The following is a 20,219-nucleotide window of genomic DNA, read 5'->3' as shown; positions in this document are numbered from 1 at the left end:
CTTCACGGATGCCTCAATATCGCTCCGTATCCGTCTGCGAGAGTAAGGCGTTCGTCTACCTGAATCAGTTCGGCCCCGGTTCGGATCGCTAGATAGGGTAGTAGTCGATTCGCGGGTGCAAAGTGTGAATTACTGGATACTTCCTTGTCATCGGGATCGGTGAAGAGCAGAGTCTCGACCTTGCCCTGTTCCAGCGCATCGAGCACACGGGCAGTGCCGTCGACCGACAGTTCGGTGTCGCGGCCCTGACCGGCCATGAAGCGCTCGGTTTCGGTGTCCATACGCCTCAACCGCTCGGTATCGATGAGCTCGCGTATCGCCTTGGCTACTTCGGTCGGAGAAGAACCTGCTGCACGTGATCCGCGTTCGATCTCGACAGTGCGCAGTGACGCCGGAAGATACTGCGCGAATGCTGTGCGCGACTGAACTTCGCCGATGATCAGCACCAATTGCACCTTGTGTTCGCGGGCCAGTTCGGCGGTGCGAGTTGCGGCTTGGGTCAAGTTCTTTCGCACGTTCTCTTGTGCCAGGGATTGAGTGTCGATATAGCGGTCGGGGCCACCCACTCGAGCTTTGTGTACCGGGAACCCGTCTCCGTCCACGGATTCGCCGTAGACATCTCGCCCGCGCGCATCGCGCACACACAGATCCGCGCCGGTGTGATCGACCTTGGCGAGGACAAACGGCTCGGTGTCGTGTCCGTGTGCAACGAGCGGAATCAGGTAGGGCAATGAACCAACCGTCACGACGGTCGACGCCGTGGGTTCGAGCATGATGTCGTCGACCAGAACGGCATCGGGCGTGATCACCAGTGCGCGTCCGGCCCGGCCGGAAATTCCGTGATGATTGTCCTTCACGCTGTCGAACTGTTCGATCAATGCATCTGGTGCTCCCTGTTTCGACAATTGATTGTGCATCGAACGCCACTCCAACTCGAAGCGCTCACGTGAGTTTTCACGATTGCGTACGTCCTCGAAGTACACCGAGGCAAACGGTCCTTCGCTCGAACCGACCTTCTTCAGTCGCGCAGCATGCATGGCGACTCCTCTCTGTAGTAGTCGTCGAATCTTGTTGCTCGTCTCTTCGCACGCGTACCCGCTCCAGGTTGATTCGACACGAGAGCTGGGTATCCAATGCGATTGGCCGCAGATTCACACGAGAGATTCCAGTGAAGGGAGCAGGTCATGTCGGCCCGGCGCCGTAACGCAGCGATGGATACCGAGAAACGGTGGTCGGATCCGGAGGAGTTCCGCAGGGCGGCGACCTTCACAGGTGTGGTGATCGGGCTCGCGCTTGCGGTCCTGTGTTCGCTGCTGCTGTTCGACCGGTCGTCAGGGCTCGGCACCCTGGCCTTCGCGCCGGCCGCTGTCTTCCTGATCGGTGGGCTGATTGCCTTTGTCCAGACGTATCGGGTGTGGAAACGGGGTGGAGTGTGGCCCATTTGGCAGGGGGCAGGGTGGGGCCTGATGGTGTTGATGCTGATCAGTTCCGGTTTCGGTGCGGGTGCTTATGGCCCGCCGCAATAAACGCCCCATTGGACTCGCACATTTGTTCGATTCTTGCTAGTGTTGCTCCCCGTGGGGATGGTGCAGTGGGAAGCCTGCATCACCCCCACGCCAGAACCCGGTGCCTGGCGCTGACTGCCTTCAGTGTCAGGCACCGCCTTTGGGTTGGCTGGCTTTGGGCGGGTGCGGCACTCGTCAGGAACTAGGTTGCGGCAGAGTGCAATCCGTAACCTTGGGGTTGACGCCGAAGTAGTTCAGGGGCCCCGCCACTACGGTCACGGCGATGGTGCCCACGCCGGCGCAGTTGGATGGAGAGTTGCTGTAGTAGCCTCGCTGGCCGGCCGCGATGGCACCGACAACAAGCCAGATCAACACGATCAAAGTCACGATCCGTCGCATGGAACCGCTCGATTCCTCAGCTGTGTGGCGCGGGGACTATCGAAATACCCGGTCAGGAGGGGTATGAAACGCAAGTGAGCGGGGTATTCGAAGGTAGAGTGCCGTCACTTCGCGTGTATGTGGCGGGCTTGTCGTCGAAAGAGACTGCCATGATTATTCTCGGAATTATCCTGCTGCTGATCGGATTTCTCTTGAATATTCCGATCTTGTGGACGATCGGTGTTGTCCTCTTGGTGATCGGGCTGATCTTGTTCGTGCTGGGCTCGACGGGGCGCGCGGTCGGTGGCCGACGGCACTGGTACTGAGCTGATTTGATCTGATTTGCGCGACCTGATCGATCTTAGCTGGGATATTCGCCAGATCGAGGACAGGCCCCACACCCTGTGGGAGTGCAGGACCTGCCTCCGATTGGTCTTGCCAACATCTCCATGAGCGTCAACGAGTCCCAGCACGCCGGAGCATGCGTCGAAAACAATACGGCGCATCGGACGTGTTTGCCAACGATTTACGGAGAAAATATTTCTGAGTTCATACTTTGGGATTTTGGTCCCTAAAGTGAGGATTGCACCTTACGGGCGCAAGGTTTATCCCCCGATCGCAGTGGAGACTCTACGGCCGAAGCCGGATTTCGACCGGTCGGACGGGAGCCGGTTCGATGGATCTACTGCTCAAAGGGAAGACCGCGATTGTCACCGGTGCCGGCAAGGGCATCGGTCTCGCGATCACCCAGGCATTGGTCGAAGAAGGAGCCCATGTGATCGCGGGTTCACGAACTCGCACGGCAGAAATCGAGAAACTCGAGACCGGCGACGGTGTCACGTTCCTTGCCGTCGACTTGGCGAGTGCGGACGGTCCGCCGGCATTGGCTGCCGCAGCCGCAGAGCGCGGCAGTATCGACATCCTGATCAACAACGTGGGCGCCGTGACGCCGCGGACAGAGGGATTTCTCAGCGTCACGGACGGCGACTGGGATGCGTCGCTGCGCGTGACGTTCATGTCCGCGGTGAGGATGATCCGGGCTGCCCTGCCGTCGATGGCGGTCGGCGGTGGGAGCATCGTGACGGTCAGTTCGGTGAATGCGTTCCTTCCGGACCCAGCGGTGATCGACTACAGCGCGGCAAAAGCCGCTTTGAGTAACCTGTGCAAATCGTTGTCGAAAGAGTTGGCTCCACAAGGTATTCGGGTGAACACCGTGAGCCCAGGACCTGTGCGGACGGCGTTGTGGCTCGGGTCGGGCGGGGTAGCGTCGACGCTCGCCGGGGTCTCCGGACTCAGCGCCCAAGACATTGTGGACAGTGCAGCCGCAGGCTCGGAGACGGGCAGATTCACGTACCCGGAGGAAGTCGCGGACCTGGTGGTGTTTCTTGCCGGAGGCCGCGCCGCAAACATCACAGGCGCGGATTTTGTCATAGACGGCGGCTTGATCAAGACGCTCTGAGTCGGCGCTACTTCGTGGCCGTCAGATAGCCTGAGCGTTTCGACAAATCGGCAAGTTCCGGTGGAAGTTCCGGGATCGGTTGGCCGTACTCGTTTGCCAATTCAAGGGTGTCGCGGCACTGAACCGACCAACCGCGGTCGGTCAACCACTGTTTGGGGTCGGCACGCTGGTCGTCGTAGAACAATGCGGACAAGTCCAAGCCGCCGAATGGGTCTTTCTTGAAGTACTTTGCTCTGATGTCGGCGAATCGTTTGCCGTCCATTCCGGATGGGAAGTAGTTCAAGGCAAGTCGACTTCCGGGCGAGGAGAGTTCGTCGATTCTTTCGAACAGTGCGTCATGTGCGCTGCCGGGAAGATAGGCCAAAAGTCCCTCTGCCGACCATGCCGATGGCTTGGCGCGATCGAATCCTGACGCTTCGAGAGCGGCGGGCCAGTTTTCTCGCAGATCGACAGCCACCGTGTGACGGTCCGCTTTCGGTTCCGCTCTGTGTTCGGTGAGCACCTGATCTTTGAATTCCAGTACCCGCGGCTGATCGACTTCGAAAACCGCAGTGCCGGTGGGCCAGTTCAGTCGATAGGCCCGTGCATCCAATCCTGCTGCCAGGATGACTGATTGGGCGACTCCTGATCTGGCGGCGTCGAGAAAGAATTCGTCGAAGAATTTACTTCTGATGCCCATGCCAATGCCCATGAATCCGGACAGTGGGAGGTCTTCCAGCGATGACGGGTTGTCCAGTAGCGCGGTGAAGTGTGGTTCGCCCGCGGCCGCGACAAACCACGGCGCGTAGGAATCTTCGATCAGGGCGTGGGGGCGACGTGATTCTATGGCGCGAAATGCGGCCACTCCCAGCGCAGTCAGGCCGACACTGCTGACAATGTCCCAGGTATCGCCGTCGCTGCGCACGTTTTTGATCCTACGCTCGTGGTGGTTCCCAATTCGAGTGTCGGTATTTCTGTTGCAGTTCAAGGGGTTCGGTCTGCTTTGAGATTGCCAGGTGATTGGCAGACTCAGTGGAGGCGGCCGTCAGGGTTCGCGCTTTGACTAGGGAGTGTGGTCCGGGCGCAGTAGACGTAGGCCTAGCGCACAACAATCAGCAAGGAAGGCGATGACGAAGTTGCAACGCCCTGATGCACTCGATGGTCTGGAGGTTGCCGCACGACACGGTGGCGCCGCGTCGAAGGCGAGGCTGTATTGCGCTGTCCGGCCGTTGGCGGTGCGACGTGCTCGCGTCGAACTCGAGCCTCACGCAGCAGAATTAGTAGCCGACGCCGTGTGCCGTTCCGTCGTGAATTCGGTGCCGGGCCGGGCAGCGTCAGATGGTTCGCTCTTGCGTCTGGTGTACTCGACAACTCGTCGATTGATCGACCGAACGGACTCGAAATCCAGGATAGGACTGCCCGCCGATATCGAGGCTCTCCCAGAGCGGCTGCGGGAGGTGTTGATCATGAGGTTGATCGTTGGCCTCGATGTCGACGACACCGCAGTTGTGCTCGGGCGAACACACGCTCAGGTTCTGGTGGAACAACATCGGGCGCTGGCGACGCTGAGCGCCGTTGCCGCGGCCGCAGCGAGTTGAGTTGGATCAGCGAGCCGCGAGCATTCGACGCAGATCCTTACGGCTGGTTTTGCCGACGCCGGTCTCCGGGAATTCTTCAAGTACCTGCACCCGGTCGGGGATCTTCCAACTCGCCAGGCCGCGCTCGCGAACAAAGGCTCGTATCTGGGCTGTTTTCGGCGGACTCGACGGGTCGGCGGCAAGGAGGAAGGCACACGTGCGTTCGCCGAGGTATTCGTCGGGAATGGCAACAACGATCGCGTCGCGTACCGCGGGATGCGCCAGGAGGTGTTCTTCCAGTTCTTCGGCAGATACCTTCTCGCCGCCGCGGTTGATTCGGTCGACCGCACGCCCGCAGACGGTGATGTTGCCGTTCGCATCAACTCGAACCACGTCGCCGGTGCGGTACCACCCGTCGTCGGTGAAGGAACGGGCATTGGCTGCGGGATTGTCGAAGTAGCCGCGAATTGTGTACGGGCCCTTGGTGAGCAGCTGACCTTCGGTGCCCGCGGGTACGTCGTTGTCGTTGTCGTCGACCACCCGGATCTGGTCGAAGGGGGACATGGGGCGGCCCTGCGTGGTGAGGACTACGTCGAGAGGATCTTCGTCGCGGGTGTAACACACCAGACCCTCGGCCATCCCGAACACTTGCTGGAGTCGTGCGCCCAATGCGGGGCCGATGCGGGCTGCCAACTCGTCGGGGCAGCGAGCGCCGCCGACCAGTACGGATGTCAGTGTCGAGAGGTCGTGTGAGTGGCCACGTTCGGCTGTTTCGGTCCACAACCGGGCGAGCGGCGGAACGAGTCCCGTCATGGTCACTCCGGCGCGCTCGATCATCGCGAAGGCCGTGGTGGGACTTGGGGACGGGGTCAACGCCACTGTTCCACCGGCGGCGAGAGCTCCCAGGATTCCCGGCGAGCTCATCGGGAAGTTATGGGCTACCGGCAATGTCGCCAGATAGACCGTCGATGTTGTGACACCACAGATTTCATTGCTGCGCAGCACGCTGTAGAGGTAGTCGTCGTGGGTGCGGGGGATCAGTTTGGGGATGCCGGTGCTGCCGCCGGACAGCTGCAGAAACGCCACGGATCCCGGGTCTGCGGCGGCAAATTCGCGCGGTACGGCGCTCACCGCGTCGAAGTTCACGGTGCCGGCCGGGGCGTCCGATCCGGGATCTGGCAGGCACACAACGGTATTCAAGCTCGGGGTCGATGAAGCGACCTCGAGTGCCAGAGCGCCGTGGTCGAACCCGTCGATGTGGTGCGAGGTGATGACGGCGACGGCGCGTGAGGCGGCGGCCAGTGCAGTCAATTCCGAGGAACGATGCGCGGGGAGGCAGAACACGGGTACTGCGCCGATCCGGAAAAGCGCGAAGACCACGGCGACGAACTCGGCCTGGTTGGGCAGTTGGACCATCACCGGATGCTGGGCAGTGATGCCGAGATCGGCGAGTCCGGCAGCGAGGGCGTCCACGCGGGCGTCGAGCTCGGCGTACGTCCATGTCTGCTCGGCGTCGACGACTGCGACGGAGTGGGCATGGGCGGCCACGCTCTCGCGCAGAATCTGGTCGAAAGTCTTTCCGGCCCAGATTCCTTCACTGCGGTATCGGGCGGCGTCGTCTGCAGGCCACGGGGTGAAGGAGAGCTGAGGTGGTGACACTTCGGAAAGCATGTCTTCCTTCACTGGTGGTGGCCCGTCGGCGTGAACAATTTCGATAAGGATAGCCTAGGCTCATGGACGTGAAGGGTGTGACTGGGCGATCTGTCGTGATTACCGGTGCCGGCGGCGGTATCGGCGCGGCAACGGCGGCACTGTTCGAAGAGGCCGGAGCCACGGTCGCTCGGTGGGACCTTGCAGCTCCGACGGTACCCGTTGGCGGATTCGCGCTCGCGGTCGACGTGACGGATCGTCAGTCCGTCGAGCAGGCGTTTGCCGCGACAACCGATGCAATCGGAACGGTGTCGGTGCTGGTGCACACTGCGGGCGTGTTGCGGGCGGGTTCTGCGCTGACCGAGGACAACAACGACTGGGATGCGTGCATGGCCGTCAACGCGACGGGAACCATGAACGTCGCCCGCGAAGCGGCTCGCCGCTTTGTCGCTGCCGGTGCCGGCGTGATCACGGCAGTGGGGTCGAACGCGGCATCGACACCGCGCACGAACATGGCTGCCTACGGTGCGTCGAAGGCTGCGGCAACCGCCTACATGCGGAGCCTGGGTCTCGAGATCGCTCCGCACGGAATCCGCTGCAACATTATTTCTCCGGGATCGACGGACACTCCCATGCTTCGCGGAATGTGGGACGGTACAGACCAATCCGCCGGGGTGATCGCCGGTGACGCCGACGCCTATCGCCTCGGGATTCCGCTCGGCCGACTCGCGCAACCGGGTGACATCGCCGCCACGGCGTTGTTCCTCAGCTCGGACGCGGCCAGGCACATCACGATGCACGACCTCCGCGTCGACGGCGGCGCCACGCTCGACATGTGAAGTCCTCATACACAACCGATCGAACCGAATAGGAGCGCCCGATGGCCATCCCCCCCATTGCCGGCTACGTTCTGCCCCGTCGCGACGAGGTATCCGCGGACCGCGTCGACTGGCAACTCGACCCGTCGCGCTGCGCGCTCTTGATCCACGACATGCAGCGTTACTTCATCGACGCCTACAACGCCGGTGAGGAGCCCATCTCCACCGCGACCGCAAACATGGTGGCGATTCGTGACGCGTGTGTTCGGGCCGGGATTCCGGTTGTCTACACGATGCAGCCGGGTGATCAGCATCCGTCCAGGCGAGGCATCCTGGCCGATTTCTGGGGCGAAGGTATGACAACCGGCCGCGATACGGAGGTGATCGACGCGCTCACGCCCGGAGAGTCCGACATCGAGGTGACGAAGTGGCGATACTCGGCATTCCAGCGCACGGATTTGCGTCAGCTCCTCGCCCGTGTCGGCCGCGATCAGTTGATCGTGACCGGCGTGTACGCGCACATGGGCTGCATGCTCAGCGCGGCCGAGGCGTTCATGAGTGACGTCGAGCCGTTCATGGTCTCGGATGCCACAGCAGACTTCTCGCGCGACGAGCACCTGATGGGATTGGAATACGTCGCCAAGCGTTGTGGCCGGGTGTTCACCGCGGCCGACGTACTGGGCGCGATCAGCGTGGACGAATCCGTCGCAGAGCTCAGCGGAGTGTAAGACCGTGAACCGCATCATGCTCTCCGGGAAGATTCACCGTGCCACCGTCACTCAGGCGGACCTGCACTACGTCGGATCCGTGACCATCGACCAGGACCTGATGGAAGCTGCCGATCTGCTCGAAGGTGAGCAGGTGCACATCGTCGACATCGACAACGGGGCACGGCTCGAGACCTACGCCATCACCGGCGAACGAGGTTCCGGGGTGATCGGCATCAACGGCGCTGCGGCACATCTGATCTCGCCCGGGCACTTGGTGATCATCATGTCGTACCGCCACGTCGACGACCGTGAGGCGAAGTCGCTGGTACCGCGGGTCGTCCATGTCGATACGAAGAACATGATTGTGGAACTGGGCTCGGACCCGGCGCAGCCGGTGCCCGGAGCCCGGGACCAGCTCGCCTCACGCTGACCCCGGTAGCGGGTCAGGCGTGCTCGCGCCTGCGGTTTTCGAGCGACTCCACAGCTTTGTCGCGCAGCGTCCGAACTCGGGCGAGGGGACCGTCGCCGACCTGCACCCGCCAGTAGCCCGATGCGTCGAGGAGATCCTTCGTCACGCCGAGTTGTTTTGCCGTCGCGCGCAATTCGCGCACGATGGATGCCTCACCCGCGATCCACATCCAGCCGGCGCCCGTGCTCGGACCGAGAGTGCGGGCAGCATCCGCCAACAGGCGGGCGTCCGAGACACCCTCGCGGCGGTGCACCCACGTGACGCCGGGGAGTTCGCGTTGTTCCTCGGCGGGACCGTCGACGAGCACGGCAACGTACAGCGGCACCGAACCGTCGTGTTCCTCGACGTAACGTGCGATCGCCGGTAGCGCAGTCTCGTCACCGGCAAGCAGCCACCAGTCGGCGCCGACGGGCGGAATGGTCGACACCTTCGGGCCGGCCAGGTGCAGGGTGTCGCCGGGCTGTGCGTTGCGCGCCCAGTTGCCGGCAATTCCGTGGCCGTGCAGCACGAAGTCGAGATCCAGTTCGCCGGCCTCGGCGTCGAAGCGGCGCACCGTGTAGGAGCGGGCAACCGGTGCCGGGCGCTTCGGCCAGTGCAGATGACCGTCATGCTGCTCGGGCAGCACCGGAGCTGCGGATCCCTCTTCAGGGAGGAAGATCTTCACGTAGTCGTCGGCACCCTCGGTGCGGAACTCGGCGACGGAGAATTCACCGGACTGGAAGGTTCCCAGTTGCTCGCCTCCGACCGTGATTCGGCGCATGCGCGGTGTGACCTCGACAGTTCGGAGGACCGTCAGCTCTCGCAGGACGATCGGCAGGTCGAGCCGTCGGGACGGGGTGGTAACCGGCATGAGCGAATTCCTCTCGCGAATGGACCTATCTATACCCAGGGTGTCAGACGGCGCCAACTCGCTCTCCAGTAGGGTAGGTAACCCTAACCCCTGGTGCGTTCGAGAGAGCGATCAGGGCTTGCAGGACTGCGAGGAGATCCAGTGGTGTCGAGGAAGCGTCTGGCGTTGACGGCTGCGCAGGCAGGGATGTGGTTCGCGCAACAACTAGACCCGCAGAACCCCACTTTTGTCACCGGTCAATGCATCGAGATCGTCGGCCCGCTCGACCCGTCCGTCCTCGCGCGCGCAGTGGATCGTGTGGTCGCGGAAACCCCGTCGCTCATGGCGAGGTTCGCCGTGGACTCCGGCGAGGTGTATCAGGAACTCGGCGCCTGGGAGTACCCCGGGACGGATGTTGTCGCACGTGAGAGCTTTGAGGTCGCGCTCACAGAGATGCGTGAACAGCTCCGGATACCCCTCGATCCGAGCGCCGGTCCGGGATGCGCGGTCACTATTTTTACGCTCGGACCGTCGCACCACGCGTTGTTCTTCCGCGTCCACCACACGTTGATCGACGTCTACGGGTACAGCTTGCTCGGCCGCAGGATCGCCGCCGTTCACAATGCCGTGGTTCGGGGCAAGGAACCGCCGACCAGTCGCTTCGACCCACTCGAGTTGATCCTCGACCAGGACGCCGCTCGCGCCGATTCCGATGTTCAGAGCCTCGATCGGGAATTCTGGTCTTCCGAGCTGCTCGGAGCCAAGGAATCGGTAAGCCTGTCCCGGATCGGGGGCCCGCCCGCGTCGTCGGTCGCACAGACGCTTCTGTCCCACACCACACTGATCTCCGCAGCATCGGCAGAGCGCATCACTGCGGCCGGACGCGTTGTCGAGGGCAGTTGGGCCGACGTCGTCACGGCCGCAGTGGCGGCGTACCTGGCACGCTCGAATGGCAGCCTCGACGTGACGCTCGGATTCCCGTCGATGAATCGTATGGGCACCGTTGCCGCCAAAGTTCTGACCACCGCGGTCAACGTCCTGCCGCTGCGCGTTGCGGTCGACCCGAATTCGAGTCTCATCGACCTCGCTGCGGGTGTCCGCGCTGCGGTCAAGCGCACGGCCCCGCATGCCGCGTATCGCTCCGAGGCAATCCACCGGGACCTGCGACTGCCCGCGAGCAGCGCTGGCCCCGTCGGCCCGACGGTCAACATCAAGCCGTTCGGCGACACCCTGCGTTTCGACGGGGCCGGCGCGACAGTCCACTCATTGGCCCGTGGTCCTGTCCATGACATCGCCTTCATCGTGCGTCGTCTCGACGAGAGCGGCGAGCTCGAAATCCAGATCGACGCCGACGCTGACCGCTACACGGGTGCGGAGCTCGCGCGCCATGCTTCGGCTCTCACCAGATTGCTCGAATCCGTCACCGCCGAGGGGACTGGCGCCGCGATTGCTCAGGTGTCGCTCCTCGAACCGGAAGCCCTGAAGGTCCTCGCCGAATGGGGTGGGAGGGCAGCGGCTTTCGATGACTATTGCCCTGACGTCCTGGACCTGTTCGATGCCCAGGTAGACGAGCGCGGTGACGATCTTGCTCTGGTTGCCGGCGCTGAACGGCTGAGCTATGCCGAATTGGCTGCGCGCGTTGACGCTTTGGCAGCCGAACTGTCCTCTCGCGGCGCCGGCCCGGAGTCGCTGGTCGCGCTGGCTCTGCCACGATCCGCGTCGGCCGTGGTTGCGCTCCTCGCGGTGCTGCGCTGCGGCGGTGCGTACATTCCGCTCGACCCGCAGTTCCCCTCGTCGCGACTCGAGTACATGCTTGACGACGCTCAGCCGGCGATCCTGCTGACCACCGCGGGCTTCACCGATCGGATTTCGGTCCCACAAGGTACTGCCGTCGCAACAATCGCCGGTGGCGAGATCAGTTGGTCGGCAGCAGCATCCAGCGGGGCGAGCGGGGCCCGTGTCGCGCCGGCCAACACCGCCTACGTCATCTACACCTCCGGTTCCACGGGAAACCCCAAGGGAGTGATGCTGGACCGCCGCGCCCTGGCACGGTTTGTCCGCTCGGCCACGGATCTCACGAGTATCGGCGCGCACACGCGGTTGCTCGCCCTGACTACTCTGTCCTTCGACATTGCGGTCCTCGAACTGTTTGTCCCGCTCACCGCGGGCGGATCGGTGATCCTCGCCGACGAGAATCAGGCCAAGGAACCGGCAGCCATTGCGGCACTGGTGAGTTCGGAGTCCGTCACGGCGGTGCAGGCGACTCCCTCGCAGTGGGGGACGGTGCTCGAACACGGCGTAACCGATCTGGCTGGAGTCGACGTCCTGGTGGGCGGTGAAGCCTTGCCCACCCGGACGGCGCAGCAGTTGAGTGAGCTGGCGCGTTCGGTGCAGAACATGTACGGACCCACCGAGGCCACGGTGTGGTGCACCAGTACCCCGGTTTTGCCGAACATCGAATGGACAGGCTCGATCGGCCGGCCGTTCGCGGGCACCGCCGCAGTGGTGCTGGATCGCTACCTGCAACCAGTCAATGTTGGCGCGATCGGCGAACTGTACGTTGCGGGAACACAACTCGCGCGCGGCTACCGCGGTCGACCTGACCTGACGGCAACCCGATTTGTGGCCGACCCGTTCGGACGCGGCCGGATGTACCGAACCGGCGACCTGGTGCGGTGGACCGAATCCGGTCAGCTCGAATACCTCGGCCGAGGCGACGATCAGGTGAAGGTGCGTGGGCACCGTATCGAACTCGGCGAGATCGAGACCGTGGCAGGGGAGTTCGACACAGTCGGTGCCTGCGTCGCGGTCGCTCGAAGCGACGGCAGTGGCACCGTTCATCTGGTCGCCTACGTCACGGCCGTGGAGAGCGCTCACGTCGATCTTCCGGCACTGCGAGCATTCATAGCCGATCGTCTACCCGCGTACATGGTGCCGTCGGCGATTGTCGTCATGGACGAGTTCCCGCTTACCCCCAACCTCAAGATCGACCGGAAGGCATTGCCGGCGCCGGACTTCGGGGATGCGGACACGGGGCGTTCAGCCGAGACGGCTGCGGAGATCGCACTGTCCGGCATGTTTGCCGACCTGCTGGGGCTCACCGTGGTGGGCGTCGATGCAGACTTCTTCACACTCGGCGGCACGTCGCTCTCCGCGACAAGACTCGTGGCCCGTCTCAAATCCGCACTCGGAGTGGAACTGTCGCTGCGTGACGTCTTCGATACGCCGACGGTGGCCGGACTGGCGCTACGGGTGGAATCCGCTGCGCCGGCTCGTCCCGCCATTGTGGCGCACGAGCGGACCGACATTGTGCCGCTGTCGTCGGCGCAGCAGTCGTTGTGGTTCGTTCACCAGACCCAGGGTCCATCCTCTACCTACAACATTCCGTTTGCGCTGCACCTGAACGGCGCAGTGGACGCGACAGCGCTGAAAAATGCGGTTGCGGCAGTTGTCGCCCGGCATCGGGTACTGCGCACGGTTGTCGTCGACATCGACGGTGTGGGGTTCGGTCGGGTACTCGATGCGGAGCCGGAGTTCACCGACAGAGAGGTCTCCGAGGCGGACGTGCAGTCCGCGCTGCTGACCGCGGCCTGTGTGCCGTTCGATCTCGAACACGACATTCCGGTACGGGCTCACCTGGTGCGGTCCGGCACCGACACCGCAGTCCTGCTGTTGGTCATTCACCACATCGCGGGTGACGAGTGGTCGGCCGGACCGATGCTCACCGATCTTGCAGCGGTCTACAACGGGGAGCAGCTGCCGGCCGAGCAGCCTCGAATTCAATACTCGGACTTCGCGATCTGGCAGGGCGAGTGCGCCGCAGATCCTAACCTGAGCGCGTCCACCGACCGGCAACTCGGGTACTGGCGAGACCTTTTCTCCGGTGCCCCCGAAGAATTGCAACTGCCGTACGACCGTGCTCGCCCAGCAGTTCCGACGTGGCGCGGCGGCGAGGTCTGGACCCACACCGGCGCAGGCGTGGTGCACGGACTGCGATCGGTGACCGAGAAGTCGGGCTCCACGATGTTCATGCTGGCGCAAGCGGCGGTCGCAGTTCTGCTGTCGAAACTCGGTGCCGGTGAGGACATCACGCTCGGTGCCCCGATTGCAGGCCGGGTGGACGGCAGCCTCGAAGATACCGTCGGATTTTTTGTCACTACGGTGGCGCAGCGGGTCGATCTGACCGGGCGCCCTTCGCTGGCCGAGGTGCTCTCACGCGTGCGACGCGGCGCCCTGGACGGGTTTGCGCACCAGGACGTCGCGTTCGAGCAGGTCGTCGACGCGGTGGGCGTGACGCGATCTCTCGCCCGGCATCCCCTGTTCCAGACGATGGTTCAGCATCGCACACCGCACTCCGTACCCAGCTTCACCGGGCTGTCGGTCAGCCCGTCGTACGTTTCCACGGGCACCGCGAAGTTCGACCTGACCTTCGAGTTCGTGGAACTTGCCGACGGACTCGACGTGCGGATCGAGTACGCGGAGGATCTTTTCGATCGGGCGACGGCAGAGACCATTGCGGTTCGCTTGCGCACGGTCCTCGAGCATTTTGCCACGGATACGGGCGCCGGCCTGCAGAGCGTGGACGTGTTGTTGCCGGCCGAACGAAATGCACAGTCGGTCGAAGGTCACACAACCCGTCTGTTGCCCGAACTGCTGGACGACGCTGAACATGAGTTCGCCGATCGCGTGGCCTTGATCTGTGGACCGGACGAGTACACGTACCGGGAGCTGGCTGATCGCTCGAACAGGTTGGCGCGGTTACTGATCCAGCGTGGTATCGGCACCGACGTGGTGGTGGGCATCGCCGTCGGGCGGAGCATCGAGTGTGTAGTTGCGCTCCGCGCCGTGATTGCCGCCGGCGCGGCGTACCTGCCGATCGATCCGTCGTATCCGCGTGCGCGCATCGAGTACATGCTCGCCGACGCCGATCCGGCGCTCGTGATCGTCGACGCCGATACCGCGCAGTGGATTCGGCCGGACTCGGAGGATGCGACCGTCGCAGAACTCGAGACCGCCGCTGCTGCGCTGCGCGGCGACCGGGTGGGCAGAGTCGTGTCGCCCGCCGCCGCGGCGTACGTCGTCTACACCTCCGGCTCCACCGGTCAGCCCAAGGGTGTGATGGGAACTGCAGGCGCACTGGCTAATCGTCTGGTCTGGCAGCGTGATCTCGTGCGCGCCGACGGGTGGGCGGACGTTCGGTTGGCAAAGAGTTCGATGAGCTTCATCGACGGCTCCACCGAACTGCTGGCGGGGCTCCTGGCCGGTGCCCGGTTGGTTCTCGCAGATGACGCGGAGTCTCGTGATGCCGGCGCACTCGCAGATCTCATCGACCGGCACGGCGTGCGTCAGCTCACCGCGGTGCCGAGCCTGGCTGCGGCGCTGGCACAGTTCCGAGAAGAATCGGCACACCGGGTCTCGAGTTGGTTCCTCAGTGGTGAACCGCTCACTCGCGCAGTGATCGACTTGTTCGACGAGAAGAACACACGGGTGATCAACTCGTACGGATCCTCGGAGGTTGCCGGTGATGTGACCTTCTGGACGGCAACATCTTCCGCCAACCGAGTGCTGATCGGCGCTCCCGTTCCCGGAGTGGGTGCGCGGATACTCGACGCATACCTGCGCCCGGTGCCGGACGGGGTGACGGGTGAACTGTATGTCGAGGGCATCCAGGTTGCCCGCGGTTACCTCGGCCGACCGGAGTTGACCGCAACTCGGTTTGTCGCGGATCCGATGGGCAGCGGTGGACGGTTGTTCCGCACCGGAGATCTGGTGCGTCGCACTCGGTCCGGCGAACTCGACTTCGTTTCTCGCGCCGACGCTCAGATGAGTCTGCACGGATTCCGGATCGAACCCGGCGAGGTGGAGGCGGCGTTGGCTTCCCATCCATCCGTCGAACGAGCACTGGTTGTGGTGCGCGCGAGCGCAGCTGGGTCGGATCAGCTTGTCGGGTACGCGGTTCGGGCACCAGGCGCCGCCGTGCCGGACGATTCCCAGTTGCGGGCGCATCTTCGGGACCTGCTGCCCGACTACATGATTCCCGCGGTATTCGTCGTTCTCGACGGCCTTCCCGTGCTACCCAACGGCAAGGTAGACCGCGACGCGCTCCCCGCGCCGGTACGCAGCGAGGGACGGCGTGAGGCGGCAACCGAACTGGAGCGGATCTACTGCGAGCTCCTTGCCGAACTCCTCGGCATCACCACCGTCGGCCCCGACGAGGACTTCTTTGCTCTGGGCGGCAACTCGTTGCTCGCCACCCGATTGGCGTCGGCGATCCGCGCCCGCACCGGTCACGACGTGACGATCCGCGAGGTGTTCGACCTCCGTACCCCCGCCGAACTGGCTCGGGCAGCACAGATCGGGAAGGTCAGGCGGCCTGAACTGGTTCGCCGGGATCACGGGGCAATCGTGCCGATGTCTGCCGCGCAGGGACGCCTGTGGTTCCTGTTCCAGCTCGAGGGCCCCAGCTCCACCTACAACATCCCGTACACCATGCATCTGCAGGGTTCAGTGGATCTGGATGCGTTGCGCGGTGCGCTGGCGCACGTTCTGAGCCAACACGAAACACTGCGCACGGTATTCACCGCCGAGTCCGGTGACGGCGAGGCTGGGCACATCGGCTACCAGGTGGTTCGTCCGATCAGCGAGTGCGAACTGCCGTTGGACGTTCTCGACGTGCTTCCAGCCCAACTGGAGTCGACACTCGCGCGGGAAGCCGCCTACACCTTCGACATCGCGCACGAACTGCCTGTGCGCGCTGTTCTGTTGCGCACCGGCACCGACGACGCGCACCTGATGGTGCTGGTGCATCACATCGCGGCCGACGAATGGTCTGCGCGTCCATTGGTGTCCGATCTGACCCGGGCGTACTCACACCTCGTGTCCGGCACAGCGGCGATGCCCGAACCACTACCGGTGCAGTACCGCGACTTCAGCGCGTGGCAACCCGAAGTCCTCGGTGAGGCAAGCGATCCCGAATCCGTGCTGGCCGGTCAGCTCGAGTATTGGACGGGTGCGCTTGCCGGGCAACCCGAAGAGCTTGCGCTACCCCGTGATCGGGCGCGCCCCGCGGTGTCGACGTACCGGGGATCAGCGGTTGCGTTCGATCTCGAGCCGCAAGTGCGGGCTTCTTTGGCGGCAATCGCCGCTGCCGGTGGGGCAACGATGTTCATGCTCACCCACGCCGCAGTTGCAGTCCTGTTGGCCGAACTCGGTGCCGGGGACGACATCGTCGTCGGTTCACCGGTTGCCGGGCGCTCCGATGCCGCGCTCGAACGGGTGGTGGGCTTTTTTGTCAACACCCTGGTGCTGCGCACCGATCTGTCGGGAGACCCGACCTTCGTGCAGTTCCTGGAGCGTGTTCGCGCTACGGACCTCGATGCCTATGCGCATCAGGATGTTCCGTTCGAGCAGTTGGTCGAGGCGATGGCCCCGGCCCGTTCCCTGTCCCGCCAGCCGCTGTTCCAGATCCTGGTGCAGTACCGCGATGCCGTGGACCGGATCGAGATGGCGGGCCTCGACGCGAGTCCGGTATTCCTCGAAACCGGAACGGCCAAATTCGACTTGACGTTCGACCTCGCGGAAACCGCCGACGGCGGGATCCGTGGTCGTATCGAGTACGCCACTGATCTCTTCGATCGGGGCACGGTTGACGCATTTGCCGGGCGATTGGTCCAGGTGCTGCGGCAGTGTGCGGCAAACCCGGAACTGCGGTTGTCCCAGCTCGATTCGATGACTCGGACAGACCGGGCGGCGATCGATTCTGCCGAGTCAGGCCGTATTGTGCCGCTTGACAGTTCGCTGACCTTGCCGGGCATGTTCGCTCGCCAGGTCGCGCTCACACCGGGCGCCGTCGCCATGATCGTCGACGAGAGCGGGGAGTCGCTGACCTACACCGAATTGGATCGGCGAACCGAGCGTCTCGCCGCGACGCTTCGTGGTGTGGTGCCGGTCGGTGGCGTTGTCGCCGTGGCGGTACGACGCAGTGCCGCACTGGTAGTCACGCTGCTGGCCATCCACCGCGCCGGTGCCGCCTATCTTCCGCTCGACGACAGCTACCCCGTGGATCGACTCGAGTACATGCTCGCGGACGCACGGCCGTCGTTGTTGGTGGTGGGCCCGGGTAGCGAACCGCTGGACTGCCCCGCTCCGATGCTGGAGGTAGACGAGGGCGGCACTGCAACAACACAATCGGACACGGCTACGGCCGTGGACACGGTTGTACATCCCGACAGCGCCGCGTACCTGCTCTACACGTCCGGATCAACCGGGCGGCCGAAGGGTGTTCTGGTCAGCCATCGTGCCGTGGTCAACCGGCTGTCGTGGATGCAAGACGAGTACCACCTCGGCAGCGACGACCGTGTGTTGCAGAAGACGCCGGCCGGGTTCGACGTGTCCGTGTGGGAGTTCTTCTGGCCCTTGATCACCGGAGCAACATTGGTGGTGGCTGCGCCGGACGGGCATCGCGATCCGCGCTACCTGCGCGACGTCGTCAAGCGACGTTCTGTCACCACAGCACACTTCGTGCCGTCGATGCTGGCTGCTTTCCTCGATCACGTGGCTGCGGAAACGGATCCTCGCCCGAAGTTGTCTCGGGTGCTGTGCAGCGGCGAAGCGCTCACGCCTGATCATCGGGATCGGTTCCACGCGTTGGTCGATGCGGAATTGCACAACTTGTACGGACCCACCGAGGCAGCGGTGGACGTGACGGCGTCGCACATCGTTCCCGCTGTCTACACGAACTGGGTGACAATCGGGCGCCCACTGTGGAATACCCGCGTACTTGTTCTGGACGCCCGGTTGCGGCGCGTTGCACCGGGAGTTGCGGGGGAGTTGTACCTCGGCGGTGCGCAGTTGGCGCGTGGCTACCACGACCGGGCGTCATTGACGTCGGAGCGATTTGTTGCCGATCCGTTCGGAGAGTTCGGCGAAAGGCTGTACCGCACCGGCGATCTGGTGCGGTGGCGCGAGTACGGCGACGCGGGCCTCGCCCTCGAATACCTCGGCCGTACGGACGGTCAGGTCAAGCTGCGTGGACTTCGTGTCGAACTGGGCGAAATCGAGAACGTGCTCACGTCGCATCCGACGCTGGCTCAATGCGCTGTTGTTGCGCGAGGCGGTCAGATCCACGCGTATGTCGTCCCGGTTCCGGATGCGACGATTGTCCCGGCCGAACTTGCCGCTTTTGCGTCGACGCTGCTGCCGGACTACATGGTTCCGACGGCCATGGTTGTGCTCGACACGCTGCCGCTGACGCCGAACGGGAAGCTGGATCGTCGGGCTCTCCCGGAGCCGGTTGCTCCCGACGAGTCGCAGCGGCGAGCGCCGGAGGGTCCTGAAGAGACCGCGATGTGCGAATTGTTCGCCGAGGCTCTGCGCGTCGACGCAGTGGGTGCCGATGACGATTTCTTCATGCTCGGCGGCGACAGCATCATCTCGATTCAGGTCGTGAACGCTGCCGGTCGGCGCGGAATTACGTTCGGGCCCAAGGAGATATTCCAATGGCGCACGCCCGCGGCGCTGGCCAAGGTCGTGGATTTCGGCGCGCCAGGCGACGCTGAGACCGCCCACAGCGGGCCGGTGGACCCGAGCGACGTGACGGGTTCGTTGGCATTGACACCGTTGGTGCATCGCGCCCGCGAATCCGGAATCTCGCCCGCAGGTCTTGGTATCGCGCTGTCTGTCTCGACTCCCGCAGGAACTACCGTCGGCGACGTCGAGCAAGCCATGTCGGCACTACTGCAAGCGCACGATGCGTTGCGGTTACGACTGACGCGGGTTGCGTCGGTTTTGTGGTCCCTCGAGACGGGCGCTGATGTGGATGCAGTCGTGCAGCATGTCGATTGCAGTGACCTCGGCGATGCCGATCTTGCCGTGCGTGCCGCGGCGGAGGCCACGGCGTTGATTGCCGAACTCGACCTGGAAAACGGCCGGACCGTGACGGCGCGCTGGCTCGATGCCGGCGAATCCCGCAGTGGAACCCTGGTTGTTGCCGTGCATGCGTTGGCGGCAGATCCGGCGTCGGTGGCGAAGCTGCGAGCGGATCTCGAAACGATATGGCGTGAGGGCGGCGGCGTGATGTCGCTTCGTCGTCCCGCCGCGACCGCGCACGGGTTCGCGGAGCGATTCAACGAGTTGGCGCAGGATCCGGCGTTGATGGGTGAACTGACGCACTGGTCGCAGGTTCTGGCACCGGGAGCCGAGTTGCGCCCGGGAGCGCCCGCGATTCTCACGGGTGGCCCGAGGGGGACATATCGGGCGACGCTGGAGGCGCGACTCGAAGGCGATATGGAAACGGCTGCGCTGGCCGCCCTCACCTACGGGTTGGCGAGGTGGCGAGCCGCGCCGGCCGAGTTGACCGTCGAACTCGAGCGTGACGTCCGCATTGCCGGTTCGGACGAACCAGACCCGTTGGCGACGGTGGGTCCCTTTGCTGTCGGGGTGCCGGTTCGGCTACCGGCATTGCCCGTCTCGGTCACCTCAGAAGATGCGTTGGCGGCAGCGGCGGCCGCTCTGAGCGTCGTACCAGGCGGTATAGGCACGGGCTACGGCAAGTTGCGGTATCTCAATGCGCAAACCGCGCCCGTCTTTGCGATGTGGGGACGGCCGGAAGTGAGTGTCAGGGTGATCCGAGATGTCGAAAGTCCGGGTGTGGGAAATTTCGGCGACGAGCGCCGCGTCGACCCGCGCGTTCTCGATGTGACGGCTTACGTCACCGGCGACGGGCGACTCGTGGAAATCCGGTTCGACTTCGACGCGACTCTCTTCGGTGAAGACGATGCGCTAGCGGTTGCCGCAGCGTTCGGGCAGGTCGAATTGAGTGCCGTTCCATAGTTTGGATAGGCTAAC

At 64.0% G+C, this 20,219-nt stretch carries 13 protein-coding genes; 8 read left to right on the top strand and 5 right to left on the bottom strand.

What is annotated here, in order from left to right; all coding sequences use genetic code 11:
• Window positions 1-2 precede the first annotated feature (2 nt).
• Window positions 3-1,037, bottom strand: coding sequence for a baeRF2 domain-containing protein (locus tag KYT97_RS13145; RefSeq protein ID WP_033231657.1), 1,035 nt, complete (start codon window positions 1,035-1,037; stop codon window positions 3-5).
• A gap of 147 nt (window positions 1,038-1,184) precedes the next feature.
• On the opposite strand from KYT97_RS13145, the gene KYT97_RS13140 reads away from it, so the two are divergent.
• Entirely contained in the window at window positions 1,185-1,526 is a 342-nt protein-coding gene (locus tag KYT97_RS13140) for a hypothetical protein (RefSeq protein ID WP_052683353.1), read from the top strand.
• A 174-nt stretch (window positions 1,527-1,700) separates the two neighbouring features.
• On the opposite strand, the gene KYT97_RS13135 is transcribed toward KYT97_RS13140, so the two are convergent.
• Entirely contained in the window at window positions 1,701-1,904 is a 204-nt protein-coding gene (locus KYT97_RS13135) for a hypothetical protein (RefSeq protein WP_033231655.1), read from the bottom strand.
• A gap of 149 nt (window positions 1,905-2,053) precedes the next feature.
• Here KYT97_RS13135 and KYT97_RS13130 point away from each other — a divergent pair, with 149 nt between their 5' ends.
• Both KYT97_RS13130 and KYT97_RS13125 read left to right on the top strand, forming a co-directional pair.
• Window positions 2,054-2,209 carry a DUF6131 family protein gene (locus KYT97_RS13130; RefSeq protein ID WP_092803415.1) on the top strand — a complete coding sequence of 52 codons (156 nt, stop codon included), beginning with the start codon at window positions 2,054-2,056 and terminating at the stop codon, window positions 2,207-2,209.
• A gap of 350 nt (window positions 2,210-2,559) precedes the next feature.
• Window positions 2,560-3,342 (top strand): SDR family NAD(P)-dependent oxidoreductase, encoded by a 783-nt coding sequence (locus KYT97_RS13125; protein WP_033231653.1) that lies wholly within the window; start codon window positions 2,560-2,562, stop codon window positions 3,340-3,342.
• Between the two features lie 7 nt (window positions 3,343-3,349).
• Here the strand turns inward: KYT97_RS13125 and KYT97_RS13120 are convergent, their stop codons facing one another.
• Window positions 3,350-4,246: a class I SAM-dependent methyltransferase gene (locus KYT97_RS13120; RefSeq protein ID WP_033231652.1), complete on the bottom strand. Its 897-nt coding sequence runs from the start codon at window positions 4,244-4,246 to the stop codon at window positions 3,350-3,352.
• Between the two features lie 202 nt (window positions 4,247-4,448).
• Here KYT97_RS13120 and KYT97_RS13115 point away from each other — a divergent pair, with 202 nt between their 5' ends.
• Window positions 4,449-4,919, top strand: a complete 471-nt coding sequence (locus KYT97_RS13115) for a sigma factor-like helix-turn-helix DNA-binding protein (RefSeq protein ID WP_219112490.1) — start codon at window positions 4,449-4,451, stop codon at window positions 4,917-4,919.
• A gap of 6 nt (window positions 4,920-4,925) precedes the next feature.
• Here KYT97_RS13115 and KYT97_RS13110 read toward each other — a convergent pair whose 3' ends face one another.
• Window positions 4,926-6,569: a (2,3-dihydroxybenzoyl)adenylate synthase gene (locus tag KYT97_RS13110; RefSeq protein WP_219112488.1), complete on the bottom strand. Its 1,644-nt coding sequence runs from the start codon at window positions 6,567-6,569 to the stop codon at window positions 4,926-4,928.
• A gap of 62 nt (window positions 6,570-6,631) precedes the next feature.
• Here KYT97_RS13110 and KYT97_RS13105 point away from each other — a divergent pair, with 62 nt between their 5' ends.
• From KYT97_RS13105 to panD, 3 genes are read left to right on the top strand one after another with little or no spacing between them, the layout of a single operon-like run.
• Complete coding sequence (locus KYT97_RS13105; protein WP_095886982.1) at window positions 6,632-7,387, top strand: SDR family oxidoreductase; 756 nt, start codon at window positions 6,632-6,634, stop codon at window positions 7,385-7,387.
• A gap of 41 nt (window positions 7,388-7,428) precedes the next feature.
• A complete protein-coding gene (locus KYT97_RS13100) occupies window positions 7,429-8,094 on the top strand; it encodes an isochorismatase family protein (RefSeq protein WP_092803024.1) in 666 nt (221 codons plus the stop codon).
• A 4-nt stretch (window positions 8,095-8,098) separates the two neighbouring features.
• Window positions 8,099-8,506, top strand: coding sequence for an aspartate 1-decarboxylase (gene panD / locus KYT97_RS13095; RefSeq protein WP_033231649.1), 408 nt, complete (start codon window positions 8,099-8,101; stop codon window positions 8,504-8,506).
• 13 nt (window positions 8,507-8,519) lie between these two features.
• Here panD and KYT97_RS13090 read toward each other — a convergent pair whose 3' ends face one another.
• The gene (locus KYT97_RS13090) at window positions 8,520-9,395 is read right to left on the bottom strand and encodes a siderophore-interacting protein (protein WP_045064534.1); all 876 of its coding nucleotides are present in this window, start codon (window positions 9,393-9,395) and stop codon (window positions 8,520-8,522) included.
• A gap of 144 nt (window positions 9,396-9,539) precedes the next feature.
• Between KYT97_RS13090 and KYT97_RS13085 the strand changes: the two genes are divergently transcribed.
• Complete coding sequence (locus KYT97_RS13085; RefSeq protein WP_219112486.1) at window positions 9,540-20,204, top strand: non-ribosomal peptide synthetase; 10,665 nt, start codon at window positions 9,540-9,542, stop codon at window positions 20,202-20,204.
• The last annotated feature ends 15 nt before the right edge of the window (window positions 20,205-20,219 follow it).

Origin of the sequence: Rhodococcus globerulus (assembly GCF_019334125.1) — a bacterium.
Classification (GTDB): domain Bacteria; phylum Actinomycetota; class Actinomycetes; order Mycobacteriales; family Mycobacteriaceae; genus Rhodococcus_F; species Rhodococcus_F globerula.
Note: the sequence above shows the minus strand (reverse complement) of the source record. Positions and strands in the feature narration are given on the sequence as shown.